Annotated in this window: 10 protein-coding genes; all 10 read left to right on the top strand. The window is 53.7% G+C overall.

The genetic code is table 11. The annotated features are described in order from the left end of the window. A partial coding sequence (locus tag HPY81_07435) for a dihydropyrimidine dehydrogenase (GenBank protein ID NPV27263.1) occupies positions 1 to 158 on the top strand: 158 nt, incomplete at its 5' end. A gap of 575 nt (positions 159 to 733) precedes the next feature. After that, complete coding sequence (locus HPY81_07430) at positions 734 to 2,035, top strand: SLC13/DASS family transporter (GenBank protein ID NPV27262.1); 1,302 nt, start codon at positions 734 to 736, stop codon at positions 2,033 to 2,035. A gap of 33 nt (positions 2,036 to 2,068) precedes the next feature. Continuing rightward, positions 2,069 to 3,325, top strand: coding sequence for a DUF2088 domain-containing protein (locus HPY81_07425; GenBank protein NPV27261.1), 1,257 nt, complete (start codon positions 2,069 to 2,071; stop codon positions 3,323 to 3,325). A gap of 107 nt (positions 3,326 to 3,432) precedes the next feature. After that, complete coding sequence (locus tag HPY81_07420; protein NPV27260.1) at positions 3,433 to 4,779, top strand: FAD-binding protein; 1,347 nt, start codon at positions 3,433 to 3,435, stop codon at positions 4,777 to 4,779. Next, on the top strand, positions 4,773 to 6,035 hold the full coding sequence (locus HPY81_07415; GenBank protein NPV27259.1) for a (Fe-S)-binding protein: 1,263 nt from the start codon (positions 4,773 to 4,775) through the stop codon (positions 6,033 to 6,035). Before HPY81_07420 ends, HPY81_07415 begins: the two co-directional genes overlap by 7 nt. An 85-nt stretch (positions 6,036 to 6,120) precedes the next feature. Next, the gene (locus HPY81_07410) at positions 6,121 to 7,269 is read left to right on the top strand and encodes a 2-oxoacid:acceptor oxidoreductase subunit alpha (GenBank protein ID NPV27258.1); all 1,149 of its coding nucleotides are present in this window, start codon (positions 6,121 to 6,123) and stop codon (positions 7,267 to 7,269) included. A gap of 67 nt (positions 7,270 to 7,336) precedes the next feature. Next, on the top strand, positions 7,337 to 8,104 hold the full coding sequence (locus HPY81_07405) for a 2-oxoacid:ferredoxin oxidoreductase subunit beta (GenBank protein ID NPV27257.1): 768 nt from the start codon (positions 7,337 to 7,339) through the stop codon (positions 8,102 to 8,104). 18 nt (positions 8,105 to 8,122) lie between these two features. Beyond that, complete coding sequence (locus tag HPY81_07400; protein ID NPV27256.1) at positions 8,123 to 8,647, top strand: 2-oxoacid:ferredoxin oxidoreductase subunit gamma; 525 nt, start codon at positions 8,123 to 8,125, stop codon at positions 8,645 to 8,647. A gap of 16 nt (positions 8,648 to 8,663) precedes the next feature. After that, entirely contained in the window at positions 8,664 to 10,286 is a 1,623-nt protein-coding gene (locus tag HPY81_07395) for an FAD-dependent oxidoreductase (GenBank protein NPV27255.1), read from the top strand. 153 nt (positions 10,287 to 10,439) lie between these two features. Further along, positions 10,440 to 11,855: a sigma 54-interacting transcriptional regulator gene (locus HPY81_07390; protein ID NPV27254.1), complete on the top strand. Its 1,416-nt coding sequence runs from the start codon at positions 10,440 to 10,442 to the stop codon at positions 11,853 to 11,855. The last annotated feature ends 67 nt before the right edge of the window (positions 11,856 to 11,922 follow it).

The following is an 11,922-nucleotide window of genomic DNA, read 5'->3' as shown; positions in this document are numbered from 1 at the left end:
TCGTGGCCGACAAGAATGGGGCTACATCCATCCCTGGCGTTTTTGCTGGCGGCGACATCGTTACGGGGGCGGCCACCGTGATCCTGGCGATGGGGGCTGGAAAAGTGGCGGCGCGGTCGATTCACCAGTACCTGATGGGCGATGGTCACACTGAATAAGGTTGCATTTTTCGACCGGCTATGTGCAAGAATGCCCCGGCTGGTGGATTACTGAAGCACCCATAAATAGGGAAATCTCAAATACAATCTAACTGCTGATTAATGGTGCATAGAGCTACCACCACATTTATTGAAGCATTGGTGAAATTTGTATGGTGCCTTTTATATTCATAAAAATCAGTTAATTTAACTTCTAGCTGGCTGTGGCATAGATATTGCAATATCTACTAATAACAGGAGACCGATAATTCCACAGCATTACCGTGATTTTAGTTGTAACCGCGGTAAGTGTGTCAGGAGTTTAGCGGGATAAGGGAGATAGCTGGTTAAGGTTTGTGTAACTGAACAAGCTGATTAGGACTTGTAGCATTGTTGAAAGCAGCGGATGTAGACGGAAAATAGTGTGATCAGGTGATAACGGATAGAGCTTCCGAAACAGCCGGTTCGAAAACCTTAACCCCATGATTGGGGGTGATGGTCAGTAGAATTAAAAGAATTAAACGGGGCGCTATCATGCTTATAAAGTCATTAGTCTGTGCTATCCTCAAAAATTAAAGATTAAGGAGGGTAAATTAATGGCTGCTTCAACGATGACGATCATTGTTCTTGTGGTTGCTCTTATCTTTTATGCCCTGGAAATTTTTCCTATTGGCGTAACCTCGGTGGGAATCTGTGTTGTTTTAGCATTGACCAAAACAATCTCGGTTACTGATGCTTTCAGCGGCTTTTCTTCCGACGTGGTTTTGCTGGTCGCCGGCATGATGGTGGTTGGAGGGGCCATGTTTCAAACCGGTGTAGCCCCGGCCATTGGGCGGACGATTGTCCGGTTGGCCGGTGATAAACAGCTCACGGTGATGGCGGCGATTTTGTGCACCACGGCGGGTTTATCAGCTTTTTTAAGCAATACCGCGTGTACGGCGATGTTTATCCCGGTGATAGCGGGGATCGCGGCAACCTCGGCGCGCAAGTTCAGTGGCAAGTATGTGTACATGCCGTTATCCTGGGCCGCCAATGTCGGCGGGATGATCACCCTGGTTGGTTCTACTCCCCAATTGGTGGCACAAGGGGTTATAACCAAGGCCGGCGTGGCGCCATACAGCATGTTTGAATTTGTGCCGATTGGTTTGCCGTTAACGATTGCGACTTTGCTTTACGCGTGCACGATCGGCTATAAAATTGCCCAGAAGATTTTTGCCAAAGAAATCGAAGCATTTATGGCCGAGGAAGAGGCGGCGGTGACCACAGAGGTTGTGAGCGCGCAGAGCAAGGCGATCGATAGTAAGGCCTGGATCGCCGGCGGCACGATGCTTTTAATGGTGGTTCTATTCGTTACCCAGCCGTTTCACAAGTTCCCGGTTGGGTTACTGGCGATGTTGGGTGCCTTCATTGTTGTGGCTACGGGATGTCTTACCGAGGAACAAGCTTACCGCTCTGTATCCTGGTCAACCATCTGCGTTATGGCTGGAGCGATGGGATTGGCTACTGCCCTAGAAAAAACTGGCGCCGGCAAAATCATCGCTGATACAGTGTTAAGCTGGCTGGGTACCGCGGCGACTCCATTCACCATTTTTGCGGTGATGACTGCTTTGGCGGCGGCCCTCACCCAGGTTATGTCGTGTACTGGGGTATCTGCGATGTTGACCCCGATTGCCCTGTTTATGTGCAAAAGTATGGGGATTGATCCTCACGGGGTGATCATGGGGGTAATCATCGGATCATCGATCGCGATTATGACACCAATTGGCAGTGCGCCTACGGCCATGGTGTTGGGACCGGGGAAATACCATTTTATGGATTATGTTAAGACTGGGACACCTATTACAATCGTGCTATACGTGTTAAGCATTATTTTGATCCCCATGTTCTATCCGATGTAGTCTTCCACTTTGCACTGTGAGGGGGTGAGGACGTTGTTTGCACTGGTCAAATACAGACAGAACCTGGATCAGACAAAATTAGCGGATGTCGAGGCCGAGTTGGAAAAACAGCTCGCCGCTATACGTTCCTCCCTGACTTTCCAGGCCGGCCAAAATGTCGGCATCGCCGTCGGGAGCAGAGGGATCGCTAATCTTGACCGGATTGTCAGTATGGTCGTACGGACGACTAGAAGTTGGGGCCTGGAGCCTTTTATTCTCCCCGCCATGGGCAGTCATGGCGGGGCAACGGCCGAAGGGCAGACCACACTTCTGGCCGGTTATGGCATTTCTGAAGAAAAAATGGGTTGCCCGGTGGTTTCTTCTATGGAGGTCGTGGAAGTTGGACGGACTGAGCGCGGAACGCCAGTTTTTTTGAGCCAGACCGCTCTTACCGCCGATCACATCATCCTGATCAACCGGATTAAGCCGCATACTTTATTCTCCGGTCCTATTGAAAGCGGCTTGCTGAAAATGGCGGTAGTTGGTCTGGGCAAACACCAGGGGGCGCTTGCCTACCATAGCGAAATGAAAAAACAACACCCCAGTATGGCCATTGAAGAAATGGCCCGGACAGTTTTTCAACACTGCCGGGTTCTGTTTGGCATTGGACTGGTAGAAAACGCTTATGACCAGACAGCCAGGATACAAGTCATGCCAGTGACTGAGATTTTCGCGCAGGAAAAAGTCCTGCTAGAAGAAGCCAAGCGGCTCATGCCCAGATTGCCCTGCCCGGAATTTGATCTGCTGATTGTTGATGAAATGGGCAAAGACATCAGCGGGTCAGGGATGGATCCCAATATTGTTGGACGCTATTGGGATCAGCCCGTGAGTGAGCCGAATATCGGTAGAATTTTTGTCCGTGCTTTGTCGGAAAAAACCCATGGCAATGCGATTGGAATCGGCCGTGCCGATTTTACCACCAACCGGCTGGTCAGCAACATCGATTATCAAGCTACTTATGCGAACTCGATTACTTCAGGAAATCCGGTAAGCGCCAGGATCCCGATCCATTTTGAAACGGATAAAGAAGTGCTGGAAGCCGTTTTGCAAAGTTTGGGGAGTGTTGAAGTGGAAAATTTAACCGTGGTTTGGATTAAGAATACCCTGGAAATTTCGGAGATCTTGTTGTCCCCAAGTTTAATCGATAGATACAATTTAGACCCAGGTGGAATTGTGGGTGAGCCGTTCCAGGTTGAATTTGACGAGCAGGGGAATTTGCTTCGCCCTCCTTTTGGCTTCGAGTCCACTTAATTCAATAATGAAAGGATGGTGTCACTACTGTGGAGGTTAAGGAACTGAGAAAGCAACTCATCGAATTGTTAGGGCCAGACAAGGTGGTTACCGACGAGGTCGGGCTGATGGCCTACTCGTACGACAGTTCATTCATGGCCAGGCAAAACCGGTTTGTCCCCGACGTGGTGGTTTTGCCCCGGGCGACGGAAGAAGTATCCCAGGTAATGAAACTGGCATACGCGCACGGGATACCAGTGACCCCGCGTGGCGCCGGTACGGGAGAGACCTGCGGGAGTGTCGCCATTCGGGGGGGAATTGTCATCGACCTCTCTACCTGGGATGTGATTGAGGAAATTGATGTGCCGAATATGCAGGTGTTTGTCCGGCCGGGCGTGATTCATGCCAAACTCAACGAACGGTTAGCTGAGTATGGCCTGTTTTTCCCGGTCGACCCCGGTAGCAGCCGGATGTGTACCATTGGCGGTATGGTGGCCAACAACGCCGGGGGGCTGCGGGCGGTCAAGTACGGCACCACGGAAAACTATATCCTGGGCTTGGAGGTTGTTTTACCTAACGGGGATGTGATCGTGACCGGCGGTTTGCGGTCCCGGGCGGTCAAGAGTGTGTCCGGGATGAATTTAACTAAACTATTCGTTGGCTCGGAGGGGATCCTGGGGGTAATTACCCGAATCCGGCTGCGGGTCTGGCCTAAGCCCAAGGGGCGGGGGATCGTCATGGCAGTCTTCCCGAAAAAGGACGAGGCACCGCAGGCGGTGTTGGATGTCTACCAGTCCGGTATTCTCCCGTCCGGGGTGGAGATTTTAGACGACTCCTCCATTGAGGCGGTCAACCTGTACAAACCCGGGGTTCTCCCCAATGCGGAGGCGGTGCTCCTCTTTGAAGTCGATGGCAGTCCGGCCAGTGTCGAGTGGGAAGGAGCGAAGATCGAAGAGGTATTGAAAAAGCGGACGTCACAGGTTGAGTTTACCACTGACCCGAAGCGGATGGCGGAGTTGTGGGAAGGGCGCAGCTTGGTGGAGGTGGCGGCGACGCGCTTACGCCCCGATGGCACGCGGATCATGGCCGCTGATGACGTGAGTGTGCCCATCTCACGTGTTCCTGAGGCTCTCAGAACGATCAAGGCCCTGGGTGATAAACACGGCCTGCGGGTGGTCAACTACGGGCACATTGGCGATGGGAACATCCACACAGCCCCGGTGCTGGACATCGACCGGCCGGAAGAGGTGGCCCGGGTGGAGAAGTTGGTCGACGACATTCATCGTATGGCGATCCAGTTGGAAGGTAGTACCACCGGCGAGCACGGGGTTGGGGCGGTGCGCGTGATGTACGCGGAAGACGAACATGGCGCAGCGGTGAAAATCATGCGGGCGATTAAGAGGGTGTTTGACCCGAAGGGGATTATGAATCCTGGCAAAGTGTTTCCAATGGAAGGAGAGGATGCGCCTTGCTAAGGGAGGTGCCAGTGGTCCGCGACCTGATCAAAAGGTGCTTGCGCTGTGGACTGTGCAAGATTGTTTGCCCGGTGTTTCAGGAAATCAGGCGAGAAGACGAAAGTCCCCGAGGTCGGGTCTTTTATGTGGAAATGTTGCGGAACGGCGAACTGGAGCCGAATAATAAGACTATCCATGAGAAAATGTTTAATTGTCTGCTCTGCGAGTCTTGCCGGCAGATCTGCCCTTCGGCCATTCCCGTGGCTGAGATGATCACGGCAGCCCGGGCGGAAACCGCCAGATATAATTCTTCCAGGACCAAACGCTGGGTTTTTCAGAACCTTTGGGCTAACCCGAAAAAACTGCGGCTAACGGTGGCTAGTCTTCGTTACGGTCAGAAACTGGGAATGGTCAGTTTGGGGCGTGCCCTGGGGTTGACCCGGTTGCTGCCCGGCGATCTGCCGAAGGCGGAACGAATTCTGGGAAAGATTCCGGACAGAGCGGCCCGGGAGCAACTTCCACCGGTTAGCCCGGCAGTTGGGGCGAGAAAGTACCGTGTAGCCTACTTTTTGGGGTGTGCGACTGACTTGCTTTATCCCCGGGTAGCGGTGGCCACGGTAGGCGTCTTGACCAGAATGGGCTGTGAGGTGGTAATCCCGCGGGACATTAAGTGTTGTGGCCTGCCTTCCCTGGCGAATGGAGAAGCGGAAACGGCGAAGCAACTGGCGGCCCAAAATGCCGCGGTTCTGCAGGCCCTGGATGTTGACGCTGTGATCAGCGATTGCGCCTCGTGTACCTCCACCCTGCGGGGTCCGCTTTACCGTGATCTGTTCAACGGGGAATGGGATCAAAACATCGCGGACGTTCAGGTGTTTATTGAGCGAGCGATTGGCAATATTGCTCCACCCCACTCACCAGGAAAATGGCGGGTGACCTATCACGATGCCTGTCACCTGGCCAGGGCGCAGGGGATAACGCAGGAACCCCGCCGGTTGCTTAAGCAAATTCCCGGGGTAGAATTGGTGGAAATGACTGGTGCTGATGCCTGTTGTGGTGGCTCGGGGACTTTTGCCCTGACCCATTATGATCTGGCGATGAAAATTCTCGAACGCAAACTGGCGAACATTAACCAGACTGGTGCCCAGGTGGTTGCGGCGGCTTGCCCGAGTTGTCTGACCCAAATCAGTTATGGAATCAACCAAAAAGGTTGGCCGATCAAGGTCATGCACCCTATGGAACTGCTTTATCAAGCTTATCAAGGGCTAGATAACAACTAATATTGTGAGTTGATTAAAAAATTAGGTGGTTTTAATGCAGTAATATCTGGCTCATGGTAAAATTTAATAGAAGAAGATAATGGAAATGGAGGGGTTAATATTGCCAGGAACAGTAAGACTGCTCCAGGGTAACCAGGCTATTGCTGAAGGTGCGCTTTACGCGGGGGCCAGGTTTTTTGCTGGTTATCCGATTACTCCATCTTCAGAGATCGCGGAAGAGTGCGCGCGGCAGTTGCCTAAATTAGGTGGGGTGTATATGCAGATGGAGGACGAAATCGCCAGCATGGGAGCCATCGTGGGCGCTTCCCTGGCCGGTGTGAAATCGTTCACTGCCACCAGTGGCCCAGGGTTTTCTTTGATGCAGGAGAACCTGGGACTGGCGATTGCAGCCGAGGTGCCCTGCGTGATCGTTAATGTTCAGCGGGTTGGCCCCAGTACCGGGTTAGCCACCAAACCCGCGCAAGCAGACATTATGCAGATCCGGTGGGGGCGTCACGGTGATCAGACCTTGATTGCTTTATCGCCGGCCTCGGTACAAGAATGTTTTACCTTGACGGTCCAGGCGTTCAATCTGGCGGAAAAATACCGGGTGCCTGTAGTGCTGGCAGCTGATGAAATCGTGGCCCACATGCGAGAAAACTTTGCTATCCCTGCTCCAGGCGAGATCGCGGTAATTGACCGCAAAAAACCAACGGGTCCACCAGAACAGTACCGGCCCTTTGCTCCCGAGGAGGACGGCATTGCCCCGCTGGCTGCCTATGGCAGTGAGTACGTTTTTCATGTAACCAGTTCCATGCATGGCGCCGAAGGAGTCAGCAATAATAACCCGGCTAACGCCGCCTGGAAAATTGCCCAACTCCACCAAAAAATCGACCGTTACCGAGACGAAATTGTCAGGACCAGAGGTTTTGAAGTCGATGATGCGGAAGTGCTGATGGTCACGTTCGGTGCTACCACCAGAGCGGCACGGGCCGCAGCCCGGCACGCCCGACAAGAAGGGATCAAAGCCGGAGTGTTGCAACTCATCACCATCTGGCCTTTCCCAGATCGTGAACTGGCTACGCTGGCCGCCCGGGCCAGAATGATCGTGGTCCCGGAGATGAACTACGCTGGTCAAGTGGCCGGCGAAGTGCAGCGGGTCCTGGGGCCAGATGTAGATATCAGACGAGTCAATCAGTTTAACGGCCAGATCATTACGCCACAAGACATTCTGAAAGTAATAAGGCAGAATTGAAGGAGGAGGTGTCATCGTGTCCTACGTGACGGGAAGAAAATTTTTGCGACCAGGAAGTCTCCCCTTGATGTGGTGCTCGGGCTGTGGTAATGGCATTGTCCTCAGCGCTTTGTTACGTGCTTTTGAAGAACTGGGCTATGCGAATGAAGACACGGTGGTGGTGACCGGAATTGGCTGCTGGGGGAAAGCCGACGACTACGTGACGACTAACGCCCTGCACACCACCCACGGACGCGCTTTGGCCTTTGCCACGGGGATTAAAGCAGTCAGACCTGAACTGCACGTGGTGGTATTAATGGGTGATGGCGACGGGGTGACCATCGGGGGTAACCATTTCATCCACGCCGCCCGGCGCAATATTGATGTGACTGCCATCGTGGTGAACAATTTCAATTATGGGATGACCGGTGGACAGTTTTCCGCGACCACCCCGGCCGACCGTTATACCAGTACAACTGTCTATGGCAACCCGGAGCGCGAGTTGGACGTGTGTGCTCTGGCCGCCGCGGCGGGCGCCAATTATGTGGCCCGGGGGACGGTCTACCACGGACCCATGTTGCAACACCTCATAAAAGAGGCCCTGAACAAGAAAGGGTTTTCGTTGGTTGAGGTAGTGAGTCCTTGTTCTACGCACTATGGACCCAACAATCAAATGAAGGTGCCGATCGCCATGCTGCACTGGCTGAAAGAAAAAGGAGTGACACCAGCCGAGTACGAACAGTTACCGGAGGAGATGCGGGATGGCTACTTTGTCATCGGTAAGTTGGTTGACCGGGATGTCCCTGACTTTAACACCAGGTATGAGGAGATCCGCGCGAAGGCGCTGAATTCGTAAGAAAGGTGGGATTTTGGCGTGAAGGAGCGCTACGAAGTTATCCTGGCGGGTTCTGGCGGTCAGGGGTTGATTGTGTGCGGGATCATGCTGGGCGAGGCAGCCATCCTGGAAGGGAAAAACGTGGTGCAAACCCAGTCTTATGGAATCGCCAGCCGGGGTGGCTTATCCATAGCCGAGGTTATTATTGACCGGGAGGAAATCATTTTTCAGCAGGTCGAGAAACCTGACTTGATTCTGGCGCTGACCGAAGAGGCGATGTCGAAGTACTCCGCCAATGCGTCAGGAGTGCCGATTTTTTACGATACGACGCTCTTATCCGGCCGCACTGGCCAGAACTTGTACGGTTTCCCTTTTACCGAGATGGCGCAGGAGCTGGGCCATCCCGGGACAGCCAATATGATTGCTTTGGGGGCCATGAGTGCGTTGACCGGGGTGGTCCGGCCCGAAAGCCTGGAAACAGTGATTAGAGCCCGCTTCACCGGGCCAGTAGCGGAAATGAACGTTCAGGCGCTGCACCGCGGCGTTACCCTGGTAACCAAATAGATTCGGTGGGAAGGAGTTGAAGAAGGAGATCATGGGAGAAGCAACGGGAAAGAAAGGTAAGACCGCCCCATGCCGGGCCGCGTGTCCGGCTGGCGTTGACGTACCGCGCTACATCAGGTACATCAGAGAAGGCAAGTTTGACGAGGCCCTGGCTGTGATCCGCGAAAGTATACCATTCCCCTCGGTCTGTGGTTACGCCTGTATACATCCTTGCGAACTGAAGTGCACCCGGCGCCAGTGGGACGAGCCGGTAGCAATTCGGCTGTTGAAAAGGGCAGCCGCTGAAAACAGTACCGGTTCTTGGTCGGATCGTTTGCCGAAGGTCACCTCAACAGGCAAAAAGGTGGCGGTGGTTGGGGCGGGGCCCTGTGGTTTGACTGTGGCCTATTACCTAGCCGGTAAGGGGCACAGGGTGACGATTTTTGAGGCTCGGGCTTTACCTGGCGGAATGATGCGTTACTGTATTCCCGCGTATCGTCTGCCCAATGAAGTGATCGAGCGAGAAATCGCGGTGATCACCGCGCGGGGGGTAGAAATTAAAACCAACAGCCGGGTGGCCTCGGCGCAACAACTGCTGACGGCCGGTTTCGATGCGGTCTTTGTGTCTACGGGGGCCTGGGCGGCTACCAGCACGGGCGTGAAGGTGGTCGGTTCAGCCCGGGTCATCGATGGGGTTTCCTTCCTGGAACAAGCCAATACCGGCCGATTACCAGCCATCGGGCAGAAGGTGGTAGTGGTCGGGGGAGGCAACACAGCGATTGATGCTGCCCGTACTGCGCTTCGTCTGGGGGCACAGCATGTCACCCTGCTTTACCGCCGCACCCGTCTGGAGATGCCTGCGAGCCAAGAAGAGATCGAGGACGCCCTGGCAGAAGGTATCCAACTGGTGTCGTTGGCAGCACCAGTCGAGCTTGCGGATAACCTGTTGGTGGCGCGAAGAATGCGGTTAGGGGAAAAAGACAGCAGCGGCCGACCACGCCCGGTACCAGTGCCGGGAAGTGAGTTTACCCTGGCTTGTGATCTGTTGATCGAGGCGGTGGGGCAAGTGGCGGAGGCCAGCGCTGTGGGCCTGGCTGGCCGGCCCGATGGTACCATCGCGGTTGATCCCATAACCCTAGCTACCAGTCAGCCGGGCATTTTTGCCGCTGGTGATGCCGTGACTGGCCCGTCTTCTATTATCCAGGCGATCGCCCAGGGCCGCCAGGCGGCGGTGTCGATTGACCGGTTCCTGGGTGGCGACGGGGTGATTGCCGAAAAATTCGTTGATGAACCTGAAGTGGCCGCGGTAGAAACGGCCCCCATGGGTTCAACCCGACCCCCGGTGGAGACCCTGCCGCTGGCGGAACGGCGGGGCGGGTTTGCCCCTGTGGAGCAGGGATATGATGTTGCTACTGCCATGGCGGAGGCGGTACGCTGCCTGGATTGTGATCTCCGTAGCTACCAGGTGGAAGTTGATTTTGCTCTGTGTAAAGACTGCGGCTATTGCCAGGAAATTTGTGATATGGGGGTCTATGAAAACTCGCCTTCCTATAATGCCAGCGGCTACCGGCCGATGGTGGCGGCCCACCCCGAACAGTGTGTGGGCTGTTTAAGGTGTCTGATGATCTGCCCTGATTTCGCTGTCAGGGTGACGCAGTAGTTCCACGACCTTGGTGCCCGATTTCTCCGGCTCCAAGGTCGCTCCTGTTTAAGAAACGTGAAAATATTCGGAGACGATTATGTCCAACGATGAGGAGTCATATTAATTGCTTTCGAGGAGAGCAGTGGTATGATGTCAAGGGGAGGGAGTGGAATGTCTGCTAAGCGCCCATCTATTCTGCTGCGACGTAAGGGGAAGCAAGGTGAGGCACTTTTAGAGTGCTTCCTGGAAATCGCGCCATATTTATCCGAAGTTACCAAAAAACAGCTGGCGATTTCTATTTTGAGTGCAAAAAATTTGTTGGACTTCTACGAATCGAACACGGTCAGCTTTGTGGGAGAAAACCGGAAGCTGGGCGATCCCGTGTTGGAGGGGTCGGCGAGTTGGATGTGTCTCTTGCGGAATGAACCCGTCGCCGTCGAGTTTTCGCGAGACAACTCGGTTTTTGGTTTTCCCTATCGCGCGGTGGGTATTCCGATCCGAGATAAGCATGAAAATCCGATTGGTGCTTTTGTCCTCTCCGAAAGTTTAACTGATTCCATTCTGCGACAATTGTTTGCTGAGTATCAAAATAAAAAGATATTGCGGCCAAAAGAGGATGTCCCGTTACCAGATGGACCGGTGGATCCGTTCGCGTATAGCGCCAATCCCCAGATGAAGGAATTGTTGAGGATGGCTGCCAAAGTGGCGAAAGCCAATTCAACTTTACTGATCACGGGTGAGACTGGGGTCGGAAAGGAAGAACTCGCCAAGTATATCCATCGGGTCAGCGAGCGGAGGACGGGACCGATCATTGTAGTCAACTGTGCCGCTATTCCTGAAACACTTTGCGAAGCTCATTTTTTTGGTTATGAACGCGGAGCTTTTACTGGTGCACTTGCGGAAGGAAAACCAGGACTTTTTGAGCTGGCCAATCATGGGACGATCATCTTGGATGAAGTAGGGGAACTGCCGCTACACCTGCAGACCAAGCTTTTGCGAGTTCTTCAGGAACGTCAGTTTTATCGAGTGGGTGGCTGCAAGCCAATCAATGTCGATGTCCGGGTGATTGCCATCACCAATCAGGATTTGTTGGCCATGACCAGGGAAGGGCGTTTTCGTCTGGATCTTTACCACCGCTTAAGTGTTATTCCCCTGTCGTTACCGCCACTGCGGGAACGCAGGGAGGACATCGTTTGGCTGGCAGAGTATTACTTGAATCTGTACAATAAAGAATATTCGTTGAAAAAACGTTTTGCGGATTCTCTCTTACAGTATATGACAAGATCAGATTGGCCGGGAAACATTCGGGAATTAAAAAACGTGGTGGAACGGCTGGTCATCATGTCTGACAGCGATGTGGTGGATGAACGGGCTCTGGAAATGATTTCTGCCGGTAAATTTGAGCCACCCACGCCGATCGTGGTTAATCAGGTTTTGCCCTGGCGGGTGGCGGAAGAACTTCTGGAGCGGGCGCTGCTGAAAAAGGCCCTGGAAGTCGGGCACAGCGCCCGGCAGGCGGCGAAAGTGTTAGAGGTTGCCCATTCGACGGTGGTAAGAAAAGCCAGTAAGTACGGATTAATCAAATAAATTCTCTCGTGGTTTCTGGAACCGCAGGCGGAAGAATGGCCGCCCGCGGTTTTTTTCTGTTAACACT

This window comes from Bacillota bacterium (assembly GCA_013178045.1).
Lineage (GTDB): Bacteria > Bacillota > Ch66 > Ch66 > Ch66 > Ch66.
The sequence above is the reverse complement of the archived record's forward strand: the minus strand, read 5'-3'. Positions and strand labels throughout refer to the sequence as shown.